The 21,785-nt window shown below is 30.2% G+C and carries 22 protein-coding genes and 1 tRNA gene; 18 read left to right on the top strand and 5 right to left on the bottom strand.

Translation table 11 applies throughout. The features are described 5' to 3' along the window. The first annotated feature begins 5 nt into the window (after positions 1–5). From WG950_RS10135 to WG950_RS10150, 4 genes are all read left to right on the top strand, one after another. On the top strand, positions 6–1,109 hold the full coding sequence (locus WG950_RS10135; protein ID WP_340932093.1) for a hypothetical protein: 1,104 nt from the start codon (positions 6–8) through the stop codon (positions 1,107–1,109). Positions 1,110–1,215: 106 nt separating this feature from the next. After that, positions 1,216–1,638 carry a hypothetical protein gene (locus WG950_RS10140; protein ID WP_079738978.1) on the top strand — a complete coding sequence of 141 codons (423 nt, stop codon included), beginning with the start codon at positions 1,216–1,218 and terminating at the stop codon, positions 1,636–1,638. A gap of 47 nt (positions 1,639–1,685) precedes the next feature. Further along, complete coding sequence (locus WG950_RS10145) at positions 1,686–2,414, top strand: lysophospholipid acyltransferase family protein (RefSeq protein WP_340932095.1); 729 nt, start codon at positions 1,686–1,688, stop codon at positions 2,412–2,414. A gap of 6 nt (positions 2,415–2,420) precedes the next feature. Then, positions 2,421–3,401 (top strand): acyl-ACP desaturase, encoded by a 981-nt coding sequence (locus WG950_RS10150; protein WP_077810417.1) that lies wholly within the window; start codon positions 2,421–2,423, stop codon positions 3,399–3,401. 151 nt (positions 3,402–3,552) lie between these two features. On the opposite strand, the gene WG950_RS10155 is transcribed toward WG950_RS10150, so the two are convergent. Beyond that, positions 3,553–4,332: an amidohydrolase gene (locus tag WG950_RS10155; RefSeq protein WP_340932097.1), complete on the bottom strand. Its 780-nt coding sequence runs from the start codon at positions 4,330–4,332 to the stop codon at positions 3,553–3,555. Between the two features lie 80 nt (positions 4,333–4,412). Here WG950_RS10155 and WG950_RS10160 point away from each other — a divergent pair, with 80 nt between their 5' ends. Further along, complete coding sequence (locus WG950_RS10160; RefSeq protein ID WP_340932099.1) at positions 4,413–7,166, top strand: PD-(D/E)XK nuclease family protein; 2,754 nt, start codon at positions 4,413–4,415, stop codon at positions 7,164–7,166. Between the two features lies 1 nt (position 7,167). Here the strand turns inward: WG950_RS10160 and WG950_RS10165 are convergent, their stop codons facing one another. Further along, on the bottom strand, positions 7,168–7,959 hold the full coding sequence (locus WG950_RS10165; RefSeq protein WP_340932100.1) for a universal stress protein: 792 nt from the start codon (positions 7,957–7,959) through the stop codon (positions 7,168–7,170). Positions 7,960–8,056: 97 nt separating this feature from the next. Here WG950_RS10165 and WG950_RS10170 point away from each other — a divergent pair, with 97 nt between their 5' ends. From WG950_RS10170 to WG950_RS10180, 3 genes are all read left to right on the top strand, one after another. Beyond that, positions 8,057–9,400 (top strand): MATE family efflux transporter, encoded by a 1,344-nt coding sequence (locus WG950_RS10170; protein ID WP_340932101.1) that lies wholly within the window; start codon positions 8,057–8,059, stop codon positions 9,398–9,400. Positions 9,401–9,466: 66 nt separating this feature from the next. Next, the gene (locus tag WG950_RS10175; protein ID WP_340932104.1) at positions 9,467–10,234 is read left to right on the top strand and encodes an enoyl-CoA hydratase/isomerase family protein; all 768 of its coding nucleotides are present in this window, start codon (positions 9,467–9,469) and stop codon (positions 10,232–10,234) included. A 9-nt stretch (positions 10,235–10,243) separates the two neighbouring features. Then, on the top strand, positions 10,244–10,801 hold the full coding sequence (locus WG950_RS10180; protein WP_340932106.1) for an MOSC domain-containing protein: 558 nt from the start codon (positions 10,244–10,246) through the stop codon (positions 10,799–10,801). A 3-nt stretch (positions 10,802–10,804) separates the two neighbouring features. Here WG950_RS10180 and WG950_RS10185 read toward each other — a convergent pair whose 3' ends face one another. Continuing rightward, the gene (locus WG950_RS10185; RefSeq protein WP_077810410.1) at positions 10,805–11,947 is read right to left on the bottom strand and encodes an ATP-binding protein; all 1,143 of its coding nucleotides are present in this window, start codon (positions 11,945–11,947) and stop codon (positions 10,805–10,807) included. A 78-nt stretch (positions 11,948–12,025) separates the two neighbouring features. Here WG950_RS10185 and WG950_RS10190 point away from each other — a divergent pair, with 78 nt between their 5' ends. From WG950_RS10190 to WG950_RS10200, 3 genes are all read left to right on the top strand, one after another. Next, a complete protein-coding gene (locus tag WG950_RS10190; protein WP_340932109.1) occupies positions 12,026–12,817 on the top strand; it encodes a tryptophan-rich sensory protein in 792 nt (263 codons plus the stop codon). Positions 12,818–12,919: 102 nt separating this feature from the next. Next, positions 12,920–14,107 carry a phosphoglycerate kinase gene (locus WG950_RS10195; RefSeq protein WP_340932110.1) on the top strand — a complete coding sequence of 396 codons (1,188 nt, stop codon included), beginning with the start codon at positions 12,920–12,922 and terminating at the stop codon, positions 14,105–14,107. A gap of 135 nt (positions 14,108–14,242) precedes the next feature. Then, entirely contained in the window at positions 14,243–15,283 is a 1,041-nt protein-coding gene (locus tag WG950_RS10200; protein ID WP_340932112.1) for an aldo/keto reductase, read from the top strand. A gap of 80 nt (positions 15,284–15,363) precedes the next feature. On the opposite strand, the gene WG950_RS10205 is transcribed toward WG950_RS10200, so the two are convergent. Beyond that, complete coding sequence (locus WG950_RS10205) at positions 15,364–15,675, bottom strand: DUF6370 family protein (protein ID WP_340932113.1); 312 nt, start codon at positions 15,673–15,675, stop codon at positions 15,364–15,366. Between the two features lie 3 nt (positions 15,676–15,678). Beyond that, positions 15,679–17,364, bottom strand: a complete 1,686-nt coding sequence (locus WG950_RS10210; RefSeq protein ID WP_079737546.1) for a glutamine--tRNA ligase/YqeY domain fusion protein — start codon at positions 17,362–17,364, stop codon at positions 15,679–15,681. Positions 17,365–17,475: 111 nt separating this feature from the next. Between WG950_RS10210 and WG950_RS10215 the strand changes: the two genes are divergently transcribed. The 7 genes from WG950_RS10215 (at position 17,476) to WG950_RS10245 (ending at position 21,719) form a co-directional block, all read left to right on the top strand. Continuing rightward, the gene (locus WG950_RS10215) at positions 17,476–17,691 is read left to right on the top strand and encodes a zinc ribbon domain-containing protein (protein WP_079737545.1); all 216 of its coding nucleotides are present in this window, start codon (positions 17,476–17,478) and stop codon (positions 17,689–17,691) included. A gap of 50 nt (positions 17,692–17,741) precedes the next feature. Beyond that, positions 17,742–18,173 (top strand): DUF2452 domain-containing protein, encoded by a 432-nt coding sequence (locus WG950_RS10220; protein WP_340932117.1) that lies wholly within the window; start codon positions 17,742–17,744, stop codon positions 18,171–18,173. 1 nt (position 18,174) lies between these two features. Then, complete coding sequence (gene folB, locus WG950_RS10225) at positions 18,175–18,531, top strand: dihydroneopterin aldolase (RefSeq protein ID WP_340932118.1); 357 nt, start codon at positions 18,175–18,177, stop codon at positions 18,529–18,531. An 85-nt stretch (positions 18,532–18,616) separates the two neighbouring features. Beyond that, positions 18,617–18,687: transfer RNA gene (locus WG950_RS10230), tRNA-Cys, on the top strand. 172 nt (positions 18,688–18,859) lie between these two features. Further along, positions 18,860–19,033: a hypothetical protein gene (locus tag WG950_RS10235; RefSeq protein WP_154066937.1), complete on the top strand. Its 174-nt coding sequence runs from the start codon at positions 18,860–18,862 to the stop codon at positions 19,031–19,033. Positions 19,034–19,165: 132 nt separating this feature from the next. After that, entirely contained in the window at positions 19,166–20,011 is an 846-nt protein-coding gene (locus WG950_RS10240; RefSeq protein ID WP_340932120.1) for an MBL fold metallo-hydrolase, read from the top strand. A gap of 10 nt (positions 20,012–20,021) precedes the next feature. Further along, entirely contained in the window at positions 20,022–21,719 is a 1,698-nt protein-coding gene (locus WG950_RS10245) for a S8 family peptidase (protein WP_340932122.1), read from the top strand. Positions 21,720–21,785: the final 66 nt, after the last annotated feature.

Raw genomic sequence — 21,785 nt, forward strand, 5'->3', positions numbered from 1 at the left:
ACAAGATGAAAAAAATAATTTATTTATTCGCAGTTGCGCTTACAGTTTTAAGTAGCTGTACGCCATTAGAAGATGTAAACGAGGTTATTGATGCATTACCAAATGTAGATGGTTTCGATTATACATTACAAGAAGAAGATTATACAACGTTAGGTTTAAGTTTTGGTAACTTTAGCTCAGAAGATGATGCTAAAGCAGAATTACCAGGATTTTTAAGTGCAAAATTCCCATCTTTAGGAGAAGGATCTGCATTAAACATAACTTATAAGTTATACGCTCCTAAAAGAGATGAAAAAAGTTTAACTATTTATACTGTTACTGCTGCAGATTATACTGCGCAAGGTTTAAGATTTCCAAACTTTTCTAGTTCTGATCAAATTACAGATTTTTTAGATGCTAAATATCCAGATGCAGCAGATAGATTATTAGTAGATTTAACTTACGATTATTATGATGGTTCAACAACTACTCGTAACAATGGTTTTATCAATAATGAGGGAACTTGGGAAATGTCTATAGGTATCTCTGATGATGAATACACTGCAATGGGAGAAGGAAGAGCTCAATTTTCTAATGAAGAAGAAGCTTTAACTAAAATACCAGTTTATTTAAGTGAAAAATTAAAGTTTGAAGGTAAAGAAGCTGGAGATGTTGAAGGTGTAATGTACAAGTTATACGTAACAGATACTCAAGATATCGACGAAGATGGTTCTACAACAGATAGAACTGTTTATAGCTTTGTTGCATTCTTTATATACGACGGTGCTGCTTGGTCTCAATACACAAATGTTATCGAGAACACAACACAGTTTGCATACGAAGGTTCTAACTGGGTTCCAGATAACACAATTAGATATACTTTAACTTCTGCAGATTATGCTTTAGTTGGTAATGACAGATATAATAATTTTGACACTAGATCTGGTGCAGATGAAGAAACTGAAGAAGTTCGTTTAGAAAAGATTAATACAATCTTAAAAAACAATTTTCCAGATATTGAAGTAGATCAAAATGTAATTGTTACTTATGCTTTTTATGATGGTACTAATGGTAACGCTACTATAGAAGTTACTTTTGATGGTACAGATTTTGTAAAATTTGTAGAGTAATCAATTTTATCTTATAAATTAAGAAAACCACCTCAATTGAGGTGGTTTTTTTGTGCATAAAAATTAGTAACTTTGTAACAACAAAAAACTAACTACTTATATTATGATAAAGGATATACATTCTTATTGGGCTTACCTTGTATTGGCTATTTTAATTTTTGCTGTAGCAAATGCAATTATCGGTTTAACTCAGAAAAAACAATTTACAGATAAAGATTTACGTATAGGTTTATTTACGTTAATCTTAACCCATATTCAATTATTAATAGGTTTAGCGTGGTATTTTATGTCACCTTGGTTTCAAGCCTTAAAAGCAGACGCTGGTGCTGTAATGAAAGAACCTGCAACGCGTTTATTAGCCGTAGAACATCCTATTACAATGATTTTGGCAATTGTATTTATAACAATTGGTTGGTCTAAACATAAAAAGAAAACAGAAGATGCTGCAAAGTTTAAAACATTTGTAATCTTTTACGGAATTGGTTTATTATTGATATTATCTAGAATTCCTTGGAGCAATTGGTTCTAATAACATTCTTGTAAAGTTCATTTATTTTAAAACCTAAATCACATCTCGTGAAGATTCTTAGTTATATAGTATCACCAATTTTTATATTGGTATTTTTTCTTTTTTTGCTAATTTTCCATCCATTACAATGGTTAAGTTTGCATCTTTTTGGGCAAAGCGCGCATGGTAAAGTAGTAGACGCCTTAAATTACTTTTTGGTTAAATCGATGCTAATACTTGGTGTTAGTGTTAAGCTAAAAAACGAGTATAAATTACCAGAAAATACTACAATTATATTTGTTTCAAATCATCAATCTACTTTCGATATTCCGCCAATAGGTTGGTTTTTTAGAAAACATTATCCAAAGTTTGTAGCCAAAATAGAGTTAGGTAAAGGCATACCAAGTGTTTCTTATAATTTAAGAAATGGTGGTGCGGCATTAATCAATAGAAAAGATCCAAAACAAGCAATAAGCGAGTTGATAAATTTTTCTAAAAGAATAAAAGAAAATAATTGGGGTGCTATTATTTTTCCGGAAGGAACAAGAAGTAGAAACGGAAAGCCTAAGAAATTTGCTTCTAACGGATTAAAAGTAATAACAAAGGTAAATAAAGAGGGTTATGTTGTACCTTTAACTATCAATAATTCTTGGAAAGTGTTTAAATACGGTAAATTTCCGTTAGGTTTAGGAAGTCCTATAACAATTACAACCCACGAGCCAATAAAAATAGACTCTTTACCGTTTGAAGAACTATTAGAAAAAACAGAAACAGTTATTAAAGAACATATAAAATAGAAATTTATGTCTATATATAATATTAGAAAAGAAGTAATGCTAACGCTAGAAAAAAGTATGGACCGCTTTATGGAGAAATACTTAATTCCTGCAGAAAAAATTTGGCAGCCAACAGATTTTCTTCCAAATTCACAAAAAGATTCTTTTATTACAGAAGTAGAAGAAATTAGAGAATTGTCTAAAGAATTACACGACGATTTTTGGGTGGTTTTAGTTGGAGATACTATTACAGAAGAAGCTTTGCCAACATACGAATCTTGGTTGTTAGACTTAGATGGTGTTAGCCAAGACCCAGATAATAGTTGGGCAAAATGGGTAAGAACCTGGACAGCAGAAGAAAACAGACACGGAGATGTTTTAAATAAATACTTGTATTTATCTGGTAGAGTTAACATGCGCGAAGTAGAAATATCTACACAGCATTTAATTGCAGATGGTTTTGATATAGGTACATCTACAGATCCTTATAAAAACTTTGTGTACACAAGTTTTCAAGAATTAGCAACCTATGTTTCGCATAATAACGTAGCAAAAATTGCACGTAAAAAAGGGCACAAAGCATTGGCTAAAATGTCTAAAATTATTGCAGGAGATGAAATGCGTCATCACCAAGCTTATACAGAGTTTGTAAAAGAAATCTTTAAGATAGATCCATCAGAAATGATGTTGGCGTTTCAACACATGATGAAATATAAAATTGTAATGCCTGCAATGCATTTAAGAGAATCTTTTGGTGCAAAAGGAAGTTTATTTGATGATTTTTCTTCTGTAGCGCAAAGAATTGGTGTTTACACAGGGTTCGATTATGTAGATATTATTAAGAAATTAAACACTGCTTGGGAAATAGATAAGATTACAAACTTAACACCAGAAGCAGAAAAGGCAAGAGATTATTTAATGAAATTGCCAGACAGAATGTACAGAATTACAGAAAGAATTGTTGTGCCAGACACAAAGTTCAACTTTAAATGGATGTTACCAGCTTAGAATTTTAAGAAGCTATTTCCTGCTTTCCGTTATATCTTTTTGTAGAAAAAACAAAAAGGATGTCACTTCAATCAGGGCTAAACATTTTTGTAAGCAACACTGCATATAAAAAAAGCCATTAATATTTAATATTAGTGGCTTTTTTTTAGTCTTAATTTATTGTAAAAGAGTCTTTATCATGTAAAAAACCTAACTTATCTCTTATTATGTTTTGTTTATCTAGTGTAATTACAGAAGTTACAATACCAATCTCATTGTTGTTTAAACTAGATAATTCTTCCCCTAAAAAATCTACGATTAAAGAATTACCAGAATACTCGTAATTACTAGCATCTTTGCCTGTTCTATTAACGCCGACTACATAACTCATGTTTTCTATTGCACGCGCTTTTAAAAGCGTTTCCCAAGCTTTTATTCTAGTTACCGGCCAATTTGCCATAAAAAGTAATAAGTCGTAATTGTCTGTGTTTCTAGCCCAAACAGGAAAGCGTAAATCATAACAAATTAACGGACAAATTTTCCATCCTTTGTAATTGATAATTATTCTTTCTAAACCAGAAGTATAAACTTTATTTTCTCCGGCCAAAGTAAAGGAATGCCTTTTATTATAAGTTTCTAATTCTTTATTTGGATGTACAAAAACAAAGCGATTGTAAAATTTATCGTTTTCAACAATAACCAAGCTTCCGCAAATAGCAATTTGATGTTTTTCAGCTATTTCTTGCATCCAAGAAACCGAGTATCCATCCATAGATTCGGCTACGTTTTTTGGTTGCATTGTAAAACCAGTAGTAAACATTTCTGGCAAAACAACAAGATCTGTGTCTTTATCTAAGTTGTTTATTTTGTTTTCGAAGAAAGCTATGTTTTTTGTTGGATTTTCCCAATATAAATCTGCTTGAATTCCGGTTACTTTTAATTCATTTTTCATAGAAATTAATTAGAAAGTTGTACTCGCTATAAAAGTAAGTTTTTGTAATTTAGAAAACCAATTGAATCTCAAAAAAAGCTATGCAATCTTTTATTTCTGAAACTTTAGACGCAATTTTAAAAACTACAAAATCTTTTGAAGATGTGGTGTTTATACTACCATCACAAAGAGCAAAAGTTTTTTTAAAGCAAACATTAAAAGACAAAATATCAGTTGGTTTTTTACCAGAAACATTAAATATAGAGCAATTTATTCAGCAAGTTTCTGGCATAGACAAAGCAGATAGCATACAATTGCTATTCCATTTTTATACAATTTATAAGAGTTTAGAAGAAAAACCAGATTCTTTTGACACATTTTCTTCTTGGGCATTTACGGTTTTGCAAGATTTCAATGAAATAGATCAACACTTGGTAAACACAAGAGAAATTTTTGTGTACATAAGAGATATTCAGCGATTAAAAAAATGGTCTGTAACAGGTACATTTAAAGAAACAGAATTTATAAAAGATCATTATGCGTTTTTAGAAAAGTTAAATAATTTTTACAATCCTTTGTATCAATTTTTATTAGAAAAAAAGATTGGTTACCAGGGTTTAATGTATCGAGAAGCTTGCAATAATATCGATGTTTATCTAGAGAAAAATCAGCAAAAAAAATACTTTTTTATAGGATTTAATGCATTAAATAAAGCAGAAGAATTCTTATTTCAAAAAGTACTGGAAACCAACAATTCTGATATTTATTGGGATTTAGATGAGCAACTTTTTAACTCGAACCATCAAGCAGGAAACTTTATCAGAAAGTATAAAAAGGAATGGAAGTTTTATGAGAAAAATTCATTAAAAACCTTAAGTAACAAATTATCTCAACCAAAAAATATTCAAGTAATTGGTGCATCAAAAAACACAACACAAGTTAAATATGCAGGAGAAATCTTAGAAAAATTTTCTGACTTTAAGAATACGGCACTAATTTTAGCAGACGAAACATTGTTGCCAATTACGTTAAATTCTTTGCCTAAAAACATCAATGCTATAAACATAACAATGGGATATCCTTTAAAAGATATACCAACAACTAGCTTGCTGTTTTCTATTTTTCAATTGTTTATTTCTCAAGAAAAACTCCAAAAAACAGCAGAGAATCAATTTTATCATAAAGATGTTGTTCGGTTTTTAAAACATCAATCAATTTATAAGTTATTATCACAAAATAATGCTTCTTTAGTAGATGATTTTACTGAAGAAATTGGTAAAGAAAATCTTATTTTTATAGATAAAGATAAGCTGGTTCAGCTCTTAAAAAAATCCGGAGAAAATGTACAAAAAGTTCTGTTATCACTGTTTAGCAGTTTTACAACAGTTGCAAATTTTTTAGATAGAATTTTAGACGTAATAGATCTTTTAAAAGAAGATGTTACAGATCTAGAAAAAGAATATTTATTTAGATTTTATACCGCTTTTACACAGTTAAAGACATTACAAAGCACTTACAGTTATTTTACAGATTTAAAAACGTTAATGTTATTTTTTAGACAATTAATAACATCAGAAACACTTTCTTTTCAGGGTGAAGCACTAAGAGGTTTACAGCTTATGGGAATGTTAGAAACACGTGTTTTAGATTTTGAAAACATCATTTTAACATCTACAAACGAAGGTGTTTTACCAGCAAGTTCGCAGCAAAATACATTTATACCTTTTGATGTAAAAGTCAACTTCGGATTGCCAACATATCGAGAAAAAGATGCTATTTTTTCATATCATTTTTTTAGATTGATGCAAAGAGCAAAAAATGTTTTTATACTTTACAATACAGAACATGATGCTTTTGGAAGTGGAGAAAAAAGTAGGTTTGTTACGCAGTTAGAAATGATGCGACAAGATGTAGTTCATAAAAATATCTCGCCAAAAGTAATTTCTAACAAGCAACAATTAAAAGAAGTATATAAAACCGAAGCCACTTTTGCTCGATTAAAAGAATTGGCAAAAAAAGGAATATCGCCATCTGCTTTAACTAATTATTTGTACAATCCTATTTCTTTTTACAAGCAAAAAGTTTTAAAAATTAAAGAGTTTGATGATGTTGAAGAAACTGTAGCTTTTAATACTTTAGGAACCGTTGTTCATGAGACTTTAGATGAGCTGTATACGCCATTTGTAAACCAGTTTTTATCTGTGGCTAATATCAAACAAATGCAAAAAGAAGCAAAAGATTTGGTAACAAAACACTTTGAACTTCAATTTAAAAACGGAGATTTAACAAAAGGTAAAAACAGATTGATTTTTGAAGTTGCGAATCGATTTGTAACTAATTTTCTAACGAAAGAAAAAGAATTGTTAGAAGACGATAAGAATCAACTTAAAATAATTGCTACAGAAGAAAACTTGGCAGCAGAAATAGAAATTGAAGGGTTAGATTTTAAGGTTAAATTACATGGGCAAGTTGATAGAGTAGACGAGTTAAACGGAGTGTTAAGAATTATAGATTATAAAACGGGTATGGTAACCGGTGGTAATCTTAGAGTGCCAGAATTTGAATATTTAAGAGATGAAAAGCACTTAAAAGCGATACAAGTTTTATTGTATACTTATCTATTTACTAAAGGTAAAAATTATGACTTTTCTAAACCTTTAGAAGCAGGTATTTATTCTTTTAAAAATCTTAACAGTGGTTTTTTACCAATAGACTTTGCATTGCCAAGAAGAAAGGCAGAAACTAAAATCACACAAGAAAAACTAGATGAATTTATCGAAGAGATTAAAATATATATTAAAGAAATCTACAGCTCTAAAATAGATTTTTTAGAGCCTGCAGATTTAAGATATTAATTTACTTACCTATTAAAACTAATAGTGGTACGTTAGAATAAAACTCTTCTTTAAGAATAGTGTTCTTTTCCCACAGTTTTTTAAAGAAACCTCTTTTTCTTCTAAAAACACATAACATATCTGGGTTGTGTGTTTTTATGTTCTCTAAAACACCTTGAAAAGTAGTTGCATTTTCGGTAACCGTTAATGTGCTTTGTAAGCTTTCTAAATCTTTATGAAGCACTAAGTGTTCTTCTTTATAACTTGGTGTTTTAACCAATAATAAGTTTACTTGTGCTTTGTATTTATTAACAATAAACTCTAAAGGCTTTAAAACGGTTTTACTTTTTACAACACCAGATTTAAAAGCCATTAAAATATTAGAAACTGTTTTATATTCATAATTTTCTGGTACAGCCAATATTGCCAAATTAGATTTTTTAACCAAACTACCAGCGGTTCTACCTAAGAATAATCCCTCTTTTATAGAATTACTTTTTGTACCAACAATTACTAGGTCAATACCCAATTCTTGATCTATAGCTTCAACACTATCTACAACGCTACCTTTAGCAGAAATCAGTTTAATTTCAACATTTTTAACATCGCAAATATTAACCATAGTTCTTAAATACAAATTAGTTTCTTTTTCTATAATTGCATCTACATTTTTCATTGTTCCTGCTTTAGACTGCACACTGTACGCTCTAAAAACAAAGACTTTTGCATTAATTTCTGAAGCAAAATCAATAGCATATTGTAAGGTTTTTTGTGCGTTTTCTGTAGATCCAATGGGTACTAAAATGTGTTTCATAATGGTTTGTTTTTATTATTACAAAGTTAGTTAATTTTAATAGAATCGTTTTCGATTTCATTTTTTAGAAATGTACATTTGCAAAAACATCTATCTTTTGAATGTAAATATTAGCTTTAAAAATATAAATAAATTAGCAATTCCTGCTTTAATTGCTGGTATTGCAGAACCTGTTTTATCGATTACAGATACTGCAATAATTGGTAATATAGATACAAATGCCACAGAAAGTCTTGCTGCAGTTGGTATTGTTGGTGCATTTATCTCGATGCTTGTTTGGGTTTTTGGGCAAATTAGAAGTGCAATTTCATCTATAGTTTCTCAATATGTAGGCGCTAATAAGATTAATGATATTAAAGAATTACCAGCACAAGCAATTGCAATAATTGTTTTTGGTAGCTTAATTGTATTAGCAATATCATATCCGTTTTCTAGACAGATTTTTCAATTTTATAATGCTTCAGGAGAAATTTTAGAATTTTGTATCACCTATTTTAATATTAGAATATTTGGTTTTCCGTTTGCATTATTTGTATTTGCCATATTTGGTACTTTTAGAGGTTTACAAAATACTTTTTACCCAATGATTATTGCTATAATTGGCGCATCAATAAATATTATTTTAGATTTAATATTGGTGTATGGTATAGAGGGTTTTGTGCCTGCAATGCATATAGAAGGTGCTGCTTATGCAAGTGTAATTGCACAGGTTTCTATGGCTGTAATCTCTTTATATTTATTAATTAAAAAAACACCTATTTCTTTAAAAGTTAGATTGCCTTTTCATGCTGAAATTCCAAGATTATTGGGTATGATTGGTAACCTTTTTATTAGAACAATTGCATTAAATGTAGCCTTGTATTTTGCTACTTCTTACGCAACAGGTTACGGTAAAGAATATATTGCCGCCTATACAATTAGTTTAAATATTTGGTTATTGGGCGCTTTTATGATTGATGGTTATTCTAGTGCAGGTAATATTTTGTCTGGTAAATTATTAGGTGCAAAAGATTATAAAAGTTTGCTTGACTTAAGTAATAAATTATTTAAATATGGTTTAATTGTAGGTGTTTGTATTGGCTTAATAGGTTTTCTTTTTTACAATTTTATTGGGGAAATTTTCACCAAAGAAACTGCAGTTTTAAAGCAATTTTATGCTGTTTTTTGGATTGTTTTAATTACACAACCTATAAACGCAGTAACCTTTATTTTTGATGGGATGTTTAAAGGTATGGGAGAAATGAAATACTTAAGAAACCTTTTAATTTTGGCAACAGGTTTTGTTTTTATTCCCACATTATTCTTTTTTGATTATTTAGAATATAAATTAGTTGCTATTTGGATTGCTTTTACACTATGGATTATTGCTAGAGGTTTGCCTTTGGTTTTTAAGTTTAGAAATAAATTTATTCCGTTGGCAGAAAACAGTTCGAAAATTTAATTTTATCAGAAATTAGTATTCTTTTATTAATTTTTTAAAACTTATTTTTACTCAAAATTTACAATTATGGCTACAACTAGAGAAAACGGAAGTTTATACACTAATATTCAAAATAATATTGCAACAATAGAGTTTGGGCATCCTGCAAGTAATTCTTTTCCTGGAGAATTATTAGCTAGATTAACCAAAGAATTATTGTCTGTTGGATCAAATAATGATGTTTCCGTAATTGTTTTAAAGTCGGAAGGAGAAAAAGCTTTTTGTGCAGGCGCTTCTTTTGATGAGTTGGTCGCTGTGTCTAATTTAAATGAAGGAAAACAGTTTTTCTCTGGTTTTGCAAATGTAATTAACGCCATGAGAACTTGTGGTAAATTAATAGTTGGTAGAATTCAAGGTAAAACAGTTGGCGGTGGTGTTGGTATTGCTGCGGCTTGTGATTATGTTTTGGCAACAGAAAGTGCTTCGATAAAATTATCAGAATTTACAATAGGTATTGGTCCTTTTGTTATAGAACCTGCAGTGTCTAGAAAAATTGGTGTTTCTGGTACGGCAGAATTAACTTTAGACGCCACAAGCTGGAAAAACGCGTATTGGGCTAAAGAAAAAGGTTTGTATGCTAAAGTTTTAGAAAATCAGAAAGAATTAGATAAAGAAATAGATATTTTAACTTCAAAATTGGCTAGTTATAATCCGATGGCTTTAGCAGAAATGAAAAAAGCTTTATGGAAAGGTACAGAAAATTGGTCTGCTTTATTAGAAGCAAGAGCTGCTGTTTCAGGTGAATTAGTTTTGTCTGATTTTACAAAGAAAGCATTATCTAAATTCACAAAATAATTCTTTTTCATGAAAATTGTTACTACAAATATTGGTGAAAAAAAAGAGGTTAACTGGAAAGGTAAAAACGTAACTACAGGTATTTTTAAATATGCTGTAGATAAACCTATTTTTTTAGATATTGAAGAAGTAAAAGAAGATGCAATTTGTGATAGAGAACATCATGGTGGCGTTTTACAAGCAGTTTATGGCTATTCTTTAAAACATTACGCGTACTTTAAGGAGTTATATCCTGATTTGAATTTTGAAATGGGCATGTTTGGCGAAAATTTAACCGTAGATGATTTAGATGAAACAAAAATACATCAAGGAGATACTTTTAAAGTTGGCGAAACTGTTTTAGAGGCTACTGTTCAAAGAAATCCTTGTATGAAATTAGGAGTTCGTTTTAACGATATGCAAATTGTAAAACAATTTTGGAACACAACCTATTGCGGTATTTATTTTAAAGTACTTAAAACAGGGTTAGTTAAAGCGGGTGATATTTTCGAAAAAATAAAGTCGTGTCCAGAAAACCCTACAATTGCAGACTTATATATAGCAAAAAGAGCAGCAAAAGGCATTTAAAACTTACAAAGTTTCTTCCTTCTTATGAAGAAATCTTGTTAATTTCATAGAAAGATCTAATAAAATGATTTTAGCATTTCCGTTTCTTTCGATATGATACATTGCATCATTTAGTTCTTTTTCAATCTCTAAAATATTACCGGCGTGCACAAAAGGGGCAAATTTAGAAAGATCAAAACCTGTTTTAGTTTCCATAAAAACCAAATTATCACTTTTGTAATTAAGTAGCAAAGCTTGTCTAAAAAACTGTAAACAATACTCTAAAAATCGTTTTTGAGTTTCTCTACCTGTTTTAGCAATAGTTTCAGACCATTCTATTAATTGCTGTACAACCGCAGCGTTTCCTTTGGCTCTAAATGCAGTACGAATCCAAGCAACAAACCATTCTTCGAATACCATGTCAGAAGAATCATTATGTAATAGATGCACAGCTTTATTATAATTTCCTTCTGCTTGATGTGCTATTTTAGCGGCTTCATTTTCAGAGCAATTTTCTCTTTCAATCAAAGCATTTGCAATATCACTTTCACTTAAAGCAGGAAAATGCAAGGCCTGACATCTAGATTTTATGGTGTTTATTATCTGTTCTTCACTTTCTGTAATTAGTAAAAAAACAGTTTTATTTGGTGGCTCTTCTATTAACTTTAAAAGTTTATTTGATGCTGCAATATTCATTTTTTCTGCCATCCAAATAATCATCACTTTAAAACCACCTTCGTAAGATTTTAACTGTAATTTTTTTACAACAGCTTCTGCTTCATCAACACCAATATTACCTTGTTTATTTTCTACACCAATAAATTGTAACCAATTAAAGAGACTTCCGTAGGGATGATTTTTTGTAAAATCTCGCCAATCTTCCAGAAATAAATTACTAACAGCATGTTTTTTTACAGTGTTATTTGTGGTTACCGGAAAAGCAAAATGTAAATCTGGGTGTTGTAGTTTTTCGCATTTAATATTACAAGCTTCTACATTATCAGAAAAATTACATAATAAATATTGCGCATAGGCAATAGCCATTGGTAAAGTACCGCTACCTTCTTTTCCTACAAACAATTGAGCATGTGGTATTCTACCATTTTTTGCAGAAACTTGCAAATGGTTTTTTATGTGATCTTGACCTATAACTTGGTTAAAAAGCATAAGCAAATATAAGTGTTTCTTGAATTTTTAATTAGAAATTTTTGTATTTTTAATGATTACAATAATCAAAAATAAAGTATGAAAAAGTTTTTACAAATAACAAATGGTATTGCCTTTGTAGCCATGGTGTTTATAAATTATTTATCAAATACAGGTGCCATGAATAACACTACAATAGGTAGTGTGTCTAAAAATTTAAACACTTTATTTACACCTGCTGGTTATGCTTTTTCTATTTGGGGAATTATATATTTGCTATTATTTGGTTTTGTAATCTATCAAGGTAGAAGTCTTTTTGTTAATGTAAAAGACAACAATTTTGTAGACAAAATAGGCTTCTGGTTTTTAATTTCTTGTTTAGCAAACATGTCTTGGGTTTTCTGTTGGATTTATGAGTTTACTGGTTTGTCTTGTATTTGCATTTTTATTTTGCTCTTTTCTATCTTAAAAATTGTTGTAAACAATAAAATGGAAATTTGGGATGCTCCTTTATCAATTATATTTTTTCTTTGGTGGCCTTTTGTAATATACGCTGGTTGGGTAACGGTTGCAAGTATTGCAAACGTATCATCGTATTTAGTGAAAATAAATTGGTCTGGTTTTGGAATTTCTCCTGTAATCTGGACGATTATTCTAATAATTATTGCGACAACAATTAACTTAATAGTTACATGGTCTAGAAACTTAAGAGAGTTTGCTTTAGTTGGTGCTTGGGCTTTAATAGCAATTGGGGTTGCCAATAAAAACAATACTATAGAAAAAATTGCTTTTGTAGCAGCAACTATATTAATTTTAAGCAGCACATTGCACGCATATCAAAATAGAGCAACTAGCCCTGTTAATAAACTTAAAAACAAGTTTAAATCTTAAAATTGGTGTAGCGTATAATCTACGCAAACGATATCTTAATTTTTCAGTAATCAATTTCTATAAACCTAAAGATTTAGGTATTTTTGTTAAAAACAAACAATAATGAAAACACTAAAAGATTTTAATTTCGAAAATAAAAAAGCAATTATTCGTGTAGATTTTAATGTTCCTTTAAATGATAAATTTGAAGTTACAGACACTACAAGAATTCAAGCAGCTAAATCTACAATTATAGATATTTTAGAACAAGGAGGAAGTTGTGTTTTAATGTCTCATTTAGGAAGGCCAAAAGGATTTCAAGAAGAATTTTCTTTAAAACATATTGTTAAATCTGTAGTAGATATTATAGGTTGTAATGTAAAGTTTGTAGAAGATTGTATTGGTGATAAAGTAAAAGAAGCAGTTGCAAACTTAGAATCTGGTGAAATTTTATTATTAGAAAATTTACGTTTTTACGAAGAAGAGAAAAAAGGAGATGTTGCTTTTGCAGAAAAACTATCTAAGTTTGGTGATATTTATGTAAATGATGCTTTTGGTACTGCACATAGAGCGCATGCATCAACAACAATTATTGCACAATTCTTTGAAGAAAATAAATGCTTCGGAAATTTATTAGCAAGAGAAATCGAAAGTATAGATAAAGTATTAAACAATTCAGAAAAACCTGTTTTGGCAATTTTAGGAGGCGCAAAAGTTTCATCTAAAATTACAGTAATAGAAAACATTTTAGACAAAGTAGATCACTTAATAATTGGTGGTGGTATGAGTTTTACATTTATCAAAGCACAAGGTGGCACAGTTGGTGACTCTATTTGTGAAGATGATAAAATGGATTTAGCTTTAGATATTTTAAAGCAAGCAAAAGAAAAAGGTGTAGAAGTACATATACCTGTAGATGTAATTGCTGCGGATGATTTTAATAACGCTGCAAATACTAAAGTTTTAGATATTACTCAAATTCCTGATGGTTGGCAAGGTTTAGATGCAGGACCAAAATCTAGAGAAAATTTTGATGCTGTTGTAAACAAATGTAAAACCATTTTATGGAACGGGCCGTTAGGTGTTTTTGAAATGGAAACATTTTCTGAAGGAACAATTGCCTTAGGACATTCTATTGATAATGCAACTAAAAACGGAGCTTTCTCTTTAGTAGGTGGAGGAGATTCTGTAGCTGCAGTTAAGCAATTTGGTTTTGCAGAAAAAGTAAGTTACGTGTCTACAGGTGGTGGCGCAATGCTAGAAATGTTAGAAGGAAAAACATTACCGGGTATAGAAGCTATTTTAAAATAAGAAACTAATATATTTTATTGATAAGCGTATAATTTTTAAAATTATACGCTTATTGTTTTTTTATAGATTAAGCTTTAAATTCGTGCATAATTTATTGTTTTAAAACATTTAATTTAAAATTTACAATTCATACAAATGAAGTATACAAAACTAGGTAATACATCGATAAAAGTTTCTAAAATCTGTTTAGGAACCATGACTTGGGGAAAACAAAACACACAAGAAGAGGCATTTGAACAAATGGATTATGCTTTAGAAAAAGGTGTAAACTTTTTTGATACTGCAGAGTTGTATCCTGTACCAGCAACGCCAGAAACTTATGCAGAAACCGAAAGAATTATTGGTAATTGGTTTCAAAAAACAGGCAATAGAGAAAAAGTAGTTTTGGCAAGTAAAATTGCTGGTGGTGGCGATTATACAAAACATATTAGAACAGGGGGTTTTAATAGAAAAAATATTACAGAAGCTGTTGAAGCTAGTTTAAAAAGATTACAAACAGATTATTTAGATTTATATCAGTTGCATTGGCCAGATAGAGGTGTAAACTGTTTTGGTACTAGAGATTATCCATATAAAACATCATCTAAAGAGGCAGAAAATCATCTAGAAATTTTAGAAACTTTAAATGAGTTTGTAAAAGCAGGTACTATAAAAGCTATCGGGCTTTCTAATGAAACTCCTTGGGGAACAATGAAGTATTTGCAAACGGCAGATTCAAATAATTTAGTAAGACCCGTTACAATACAGAATTCATATTCTATGATTCATAGAGCCTACGAATACGGAATGAGTGAGGTTTCTTTAAGAGAAAATATTGGGTTGTTGGCATATTCGCCATTGGCGCAAGGTGTTTTGTCGGGTAAATACTTAGACGGTAATAAACCAGAAGGAGCAAGAGGAACTTTGTTTCCTAGATTTATTGCTCGTTATATGGGCGATGGTTCTTTAGAAGCAGTTAAGAGGTATGAAACGATTGCGAAAAAGAACAATTTAACCTTGTCAGAATTATCACTTGCTTTTATCAATCAGTTACCGTTTGTAACTAGTAATATTATTGGAGCAACAAAAATGAGTCAGTTAAAAGAAAATATTAATTCAATAAATATTAATTTATCTGAAGATGTTTTAAAAGAAATTGAAGGAGTACATGCGGCAATACCAAATCCTGCACCTTAATTAATAGAACTAAATATTAGCGTAAAAAAAAAAATCCGAAGTAATAATTACTTCGGATTTTTTTATGCTGTAAAATGCAATTACTTCATCTCTAAAAGCTTTATTTCTGTAGCTTTAAATCTATTGTTTTCTACTACGCCAGTAACTTCTGCTTGCCTTATAACTTCGCAAAAACCAGTATGTTTGTCGTGTGCATCGCCAAAATCATCAATATTAAAACCATCAACAAAATAGGCTTTCTTATCAATTTTTACAGCTAAGCTGCAACCTTCTTCAGAATCTAAATCAAATTTACACTGTCCGCAAGAAATAGCTGCCACTTGTTTAACTTCTTTGTTGTTAGAACAAGAAATTGTAAACATTAAGATTGCTATTAAAAGTATTTTTTTCATGCTTTATTTTTTAGCCCAAGAATCTCTTAAACCAACTATTTTATTAAAAACTAAATTTTCTGTTGTAGAGTCATCATCAACATTAAAATATCCCATTCTTTGAAACTGAAAACGCTCTCCTATTTTTGCAGTTTGTAAACTTGGTTCTAAATAAGCATCAATAATTTCTAAAGAATTTGGGTTGATAAACTCCATATAATCTTTGTCTTTATGTGAATCTGGTGCTTCATCTAAAAATAGTCTATCATACGCTCTTACTTCTGCTTTTATAGCGTGTTTTACAGAAACCCAATGCAAAGTTCCTTTTACTTTACGCAAGCTTTCTGGTGTACCACTTCCAGATTTTGTTAACGGATCGTAAGTACACTGTATTTCTGTAATATTACCATCTGCATCTTTAGTGCAACTATTTGCAGTAATAAAATAAGCGTTTTTTAAACGAACTTCTTTACCTAATTTTAAACGGAAAAACTTTTTATTTGCTTCTTCTCTAAAATCTTCTCTTTCGATATAAATTTCTCTAGAAAAAGGAACCTTTCTGCTACCAAAACCATCTTCATAATCGTTGTAATTAGCATCTAGTAATTCTTCTTCTCCTTCAGGGTAATTTGTAATTACTACTTTAACAGGATCTAAAACAGCCATTACTCTAGGTGCTGTTTTGTTTAAATCTTCACGAATTTTAAATTCTAATAAAGCAACATCTATTACGTTTTCACGTTTAGAAACTCCAACAGTTTCTACAAAACTTCTAATAGAAGCAGGTGTATAACCACGTCTTCTTAAGCCAGAAATAGTTGGCATTCTGGGATCATCCCAACCAGATACAATACCTTGTTCTACTAAAGTTAATAACTTACGCTTACTCATTATTGTATAGCTTAAGTTTAAACGAGAAAACTCTCTTTGTTTTGGTGGATTTGGATATTCTGATTTGCTAAAATCATATACATTATCACGAAACCAATTGTACAATTCTCTATGAGGTTTAAACTCTAAAGAACATAAAGAATGTGATATTTGTTCTATATAATCGCTTTCACCATGCGTCCAATCGTACATTGGGTAAATACACCAATCTGTACCAGTTCTGTGGTGTGCTTTGTACATAATTCTGTACATTAATGGATCTCTCATTAACATATTAGGAGAACTCATATCTATTTTTGCACGCAATGTATGTTCGCCTTCTTTAAACTTACCATCTTTCATGTCTTGAAACAAGGTTAAGTTTTCTTCTACGGTTCTATCTCTAAAAGGACTATTTGTACCTACAGAAGTTGGCGTACCTTTTTGTACTCTCATTTCTTCTGATGATTGAGAATCTACATAAGCTTTACCGTCTTTAATTAATAAAATTGCCCAATCATATAATTGCTGAAAGTAATCTGAAGAATAACATTCATTAGCCCAAGTGTAACCCAACCAAGAAATGTCTTTCTTAATTGCGTCTACATATTCTTGCTCTTCTTTAGCAGGATTTGTGTCATCAAAACGTAAGTTAACAGGCGCATTATAAGTTTCACCTAAACCAAAACTAATACCAATAGCTTTTGTATGACCAATGTGCAAATAACCGTTAGGTTCTGGCGGAAAACGAAAACGTAAATTTTCTTTTGGCATTCCGTTTGCTAAATCTTCTTCTATAATATGCTCTAAAAAATTGAGCGATTTTTTCTCTTCAGACATCGTTTTATATGAAAAAATTAAGAAACAAAATTACATAAAATACTTCATTGGTATTAAGAGTTTTGTAACAAAATTGTAAAATTTGCATCTAATAGATAAACACAATTTATTATGAGCGATCAAATTAAAAATTACACTTGCCCTAAATGTAACAGTAAAACTTATAAACTAGGACAAATGAGGGCAACCGGTGGTACATTGTCTAAAATTTTTGATATTCAAAATCAGAAATTTACAAGTGTTACTTGCGAGCGTTGCACATACACAGAATTTTACAAAACAAAAACAAGTGCTATTAGTAATGTTTTTGACTTTTTCACCAACTAATTTTTTTCAAAAGCTATAAAATTGCCTCTTTTTTGTCGTAATTTTGTAATATGAAGAAAGACGGAGAAAAAAAGCCCGATTTAGTTGTATTTAATGAGGAAACTCAAAAATACGATGCAGCTTTAAAACCATATGGTACATCTGCAAGTTCGCCAGTAATTAAGCCTACAAACACGGCAACTTGGACCGCCGATGGTGTAAGACGCACAAATAAAATTTTAAAGGGAAAATTTGAAGAAGTAAGAAGAGAGTACGAATTGTTAATGGAGAAATTTCATTACAATGATATGCTTTATAATGCAAAGTTTGGTTTCGAACCAATAATTGGTGAAACATATCATCTTTACTTAAATAAAAAAGATGAATTATTTTTGTCTATAATAGAACCAAGCGAATGGAGTTTAGAGTATAAAGGTTCTTTTAGATTAAATTCTGATAAAATGTGGGAAAAAGTAACAACAGAAACAAAGCCAGAAGCTTAAAATGGGAATAATACAAGTAAATAATATTAAGCTTTACGCTTATCATGGTTGTTTAGATGAAGAAGCAAAAATTGGTAGCGAATATAGAGTAGATGTAGAGGTAAAGGCAAGTTTAAGAAAATCTGCAAAAACAGATGAGTTAGCAGATACTGTAGATTATGTACATCTAAATCATATTGTAAAAGAAGAAATGGCAATTAGATCTAAATTATTAGAAGAGGTTGCACAAAGAATCTTAGATCGATTTTTTAGAGAAATTAGAATGATTAGAAGAGCTAAAGTTTCTGTAGCAAAAATTAACCCACCAATAGGCGGAAACGTAGAAGAAGTAGCTATTATTTTAACAAAAAAGAGATAAGATAAAAAAATACTTGCAATACTTGTAAATTTGCGTAAATTTGCAATCCTTAAAACGATATATATTTATATTGTTTTAATAAAAAGGTGTCTTGGCCGAGTGGCTAGGCAATGGTTTGCAAAACCATGTACAGCGGTTCGAATCCGCTAGACACCTCTAAAAAGCCTTAATCTTTTGATTAAGGCTTTTTTATTTTTTTGATGATAATCACAAGAACTAATTTATTAAATGCAGTTTAACTTAAGAAAATAGTCGTTTGTCGAAAAATTAAAAATTTGGGTGGCTTGTAAATGTACATTTGTACAACCAAACCAAAACACTGCAAACTATGTTTTTACAAATTTTACCACCAGATGCATACGCAACAACAGCTACAGAAACCGTAATAGATAATCAATTACTTTTTGTTGTTTTAGGATTAGCAATAGGAGTTTTTGCAATAATTAAAGTTGCTAAGGTTTTAAGTAAAATTAAAATTGTAAAGCCAAGTTTTACTTCTTAAGAATTAGATTTTTATTAACAGAAAATTACACTTTTTTCTTCATATTTGTAGGCTGTAAATTATATTTTTTGTAGTTTACTATTTATAAAATCATTAAATATTAATTTTTAATGATTTTTTTAATTTTATATAATGAAGATATATCCTATAGAAACAGGTAATTTTAAGCTAGATGGTGGTGCAATGTTTGGTGTTGTACCTAAAAGTATATGGCAAAGAACAAACCCTGCAGATTCAAATAATTTAATAGACATGAGCATGCGTTGTATGCTTATACAAGATGGAGATAGACTTGTTTTAATAGACACAGGATTAGGTGTTAAGCAATCGGATAAATTTTTTGGTTATTACTATTTGTTTGGAGATTTTTCTTTAGACAGTTCTTTGGCTAAATATGGTTTTCATAGAGACGATGTAACAGATGTTTTTCTAACACATTTACATTTCGATCATTGTGGAGGTGTAATAGAATGGAATTCACAAAAAACTTTATTACAACCTGCTTTTAAGAATGCAAAATTTTGGTCGAACGATAATCATTGGCAATGGGCAACAGAACCAAATGCCAGGGAAAAAGCTTCATTTTTAAAAGAAAATATAAATCCGATTAAAGAAAGTGGTCAGCTTAATTTTATCCATAGAAATGCAATTGACCAAATAGGATTTAATGTTTTGTTTATGGATGGTCATACAGAAAAACAAATGTTACCAAAAATAACATATCAAGGTAAAACAATTGTTTTTATGGCAGATTTATTACCTACAATTGGGCATATTCCTTTACCATATGTAATGGGTTATGATACAAGACCTTTATTAACAATTAAAGAAAAAGCAGCTTTTTTAAACGAAGCTGCAGACAATAATTATTACCTTTTTTTAGAACACGATGCGTATAACGAGCTTTGTACGGTTAAGCATACAGAAAAAGGAGTAAGATTAAAAAATACACATAAATTTACAGATATATTTAATTAAGAGAAGAGAGATGAGAGTATTAAAGCCAATTATTTATACAGCGGTTGCTAGTGTTGTTTTTGCAAGTTGTAAAACATCAATAAATACAATTCCGGTACCAAATGGTGCAGAAAATGTAATAAATATTCCTGCTAAAAAAGGAGCATTAACAGAAGAAGAAGTGCAGGTTTGGAGTCATATGGATTTACAAACAGACTCGATTCCGGGTATGAGTATTGCAAAAGCATATCAATTTTTAGAAGGTAAAAAAGGAGTGCGGGTAATTGTTGCTGTTGCAGATTCTGGTATAGATGTAGAGCATGAAGATCTAAAGGATGTTGCTTGGGTTAACCCTAAAGAAGTAGCAAATAATAATAAAGATGATGATAACAACGGTTATGTAGATGATGTACACGGATGGAATTTTCTTGGAAATAAAGAAGGTAAAATTGTAAATGCAGATCAACTAGAACTAACTAGAATTGTTAAAAAAGGAATGGACAAATTTGGCGATAAAAAAGCATCTGAGATTGCAGATGCCGATAAAGCTGAATTTCAAGAATTTTTAAAGTTAAAAGAAAAGTATACACAATTTGTGGCTGCTCATAAACAAGAATTATTCAATCTTGAGCAAACAGAGACAAGAATTACACAAATAGAGCAAAATTTTAAAGATGTAAAAGAATTTTTAGGAAAAGAAGATTTTACTATAGAAGATTTAAAAAGTGCAAAACCAGAAAGTGCGCAATTAGCAGCAAAAATTGCCGATGTTTCTAATATGTTATCTAGAGGTATGAGCGAAAAAGGTTTGCTAGATTACAAGATGCAGTTATTAGATTATAAGAAAGGTAAAGACGCTTCTAAAAGTTACGATTTAGATTTTAATGCTAGACAAACTTTAGGCGATGATTTATATGATATTAACGATAAATTTTACGGTAACAATAATGTAATTGGTTCTAAAGATTTAGAAAGTCATGGTACACACGTTGCAGGTATAGTTGCAGCTTCTAGAAATAATAATAAAGGTGTAAACGGTGTTGCTAGCAATGTTAAGATTATGGCAGTAAGAGTTGTTCCAGATGGCGATGAACACGATAAAGATATTGCTTTAGGAATTCGTTATGCAGTTGATAATGGTGCAAAAATTATAAATACAAGTTTTGGTAAAGCATATTCACCAAATAAACAATGGGTTTATGACGCTATTAAATATGCAGAAAGTAAAGATGTTTTAATTGTAAATGCTGCTGGTAATGATGGTAAGAATATTGATATCGAAAAAACATACCCAAATGATTCTAAAGATTTAGTAAACGAAATTGCTGATAATGTTTTAACAATAGGAGCAATGAGTTTACATTATGATGAAAACTTGCCAGCTACTTTTTCTAATTATGGTAAAATGAATGTAGATGTATTTGCACCAGGTGTAGATATTTATGCAACATTTCCTAAAAACGAATATCAAGCTATTAGTGGTACATCTATGGCAGCACCTTCAAGTGCTGGTGTAGCGGCTTTAGTGCGTTCGTATTATCCGCAGTTATCTGCAAGTCAAGTAAAGCATATTTTAATGAACTCTGGTTTAAAAGTTAATTTTGATGTTATCAAACCAGGTACTAAAGACGAAAAAGTTCCATTCTCAGATTTATCAGTTTCTGGTAGAGTAGTTAATGCTTATAATGCGTTAATTATGGCAGATAGAATTGTAAACGGAAAAAAATAATAATTACAAAACAGCAATCTTTTGATTGCTGTTTTTTACTTTTATATTCAAATTTAATTAACTATC

The organism is Polaribacter marinaquae, assembly GCF_038019025.1.
Taxonomy (GTDB): domain Bacteria; phylum Bacteroidota; class Bacteroidia; order Flavobacteriales; family Flavobacteriaceae; genus Polaribacter; species Polaribacter marinaquae.

Excerpts from the sequence above, each read along its gene's own strand:
- WG950_RS10205 (WP_340932113.1), bottom strand. The coding sequence starts at position 15,675 with ATGAAAAAAATACTTTTAATAGCAATCTTAATGTTTACAATTTCTTGT.
- WG950_RS10160 (WP_340932099.1), top strand. The coding sequence starts at position 4,413 with ATGCAATCTTTTATTTCTGAAACTTTAGACGCAATTTTAAAAACTACA.
- WG950_RS10135 (WP_340932093.1), top strand. The coding sequence starts at position 6 with ATGAAAAAAATAATTTATTTATTCGCAGTTGCGCTTACAGTTTTAAGT.
- WG950_RS10215 (WP_079737545.1), top strand. The coding sequence starts at position 17,476 with ATGAGCGATCAAATTAAAAATTACACTTGCCCTAAATGTAACAGTAAA.
- WG950_RS10245 (WP_340932122.1), top strand. The coding sequence starts at position 20,022 with ATGAGAGTATTAAAGCCAATTATTTATACAGCGGTTGCTAGTGTTGTT.
- WG950_RS10195 (WP_340932110.1), top strand. The coding sequence starts at position 12,920 with ATGAAAACACTAAAAGATTTTAATTTCGAAAATAAAAAAGCAATTATT.
- WG950_RS10210 (WP_079737546.1), bottom strand. The coding sequence starts at position 17,364 with ATGTCTGAAGAGAAAAAATCGCTCAATTTTTTAGAGCATATTATAGAA.
- WG950_RS10165 (WP_340932100.1), bottom strand. The coding sequence starts at position 7,959 with ATGAAACACATTTTAGTACCCATTGGATCTACAGAAAACGCACAAAAA.
- WG950_RS10155 (WP_340932097.1), bottom strand. The coding sequence starts at position 4,332 with ATGAAAAATGAATTAAAAGTAACCGGAATTCAAGCAGATTTATATTGG.
- WG950_RS10220 (WP_340932117.1), top strand. The coding sequence starts at position 17,742 with ATGAAGAAAGACGGAGAAAAAAAGCCCGATTTAGTTGTATTTAATGAG.
- WG950_RS10235 (WP_154066937.1), top strand. The coding sequence starts at position 18,860 with ATGTTTTTACAAATTTTACCACCAGATGCATACGCAACAACAGCTACA.
- WG950_RS10190 (WP_340932109.1), top strand. The coding sequence starts at position 12,026 with ATGAAAAAGTTTTTACAAATAACAAATGGTATTGCCTTTGTAGCCATG.
- WG950_RS10240 (WP_340932120.1), top strand. The coding sequence starts at position 19,166 with ATGAAGATATATCCTATAGAAACAGGTAATTTTAAGCTAGATGGTGGT.
- WG950_RS10180 (WP_340932106.1), top strand. The coding sequence starts at position 10,244 with ATGAAAATTGTTACTACAAATATTGGTGAAAAAAAAGAGGTTAACTGG.
- WG950_RS10175 (WP_340932104.1), top strand. The coding sequence starts at position 9,467 with ATGGCTACAACTAGAGAAAACGGAAGTTTATACACTAATATTCAAAAT.
- folB (WP_340932118.1), top strand. The coding sequence starts at position 18,175 with ATGGGAATAATACAAGTAAATAATATTAAGCTTTACGCTTATCATGGT.
- WG950_RS10185 (WP_077810410.1), bottom strand. The coding sequence starts at position 11,947 with ATGCTTTTTAACCAAGTTATAGGTCAAGATCACATAAAAAACCATTTG.
- WG950_RS10150 (WP_077810417.1), top strand. The coding sequence starts at position 2,421 with ATGTCTATATATAATATTAGAAAAGAAGTAATGCTAACGCTAGAAAAA.
- WG950_RS10200 (WP_340932112.1), top strand. The coding sequence starts at position 14,243 with ATGAAGTATACAAAACTAGGTAATACATCGATAAAAGTTTCTAAAATC.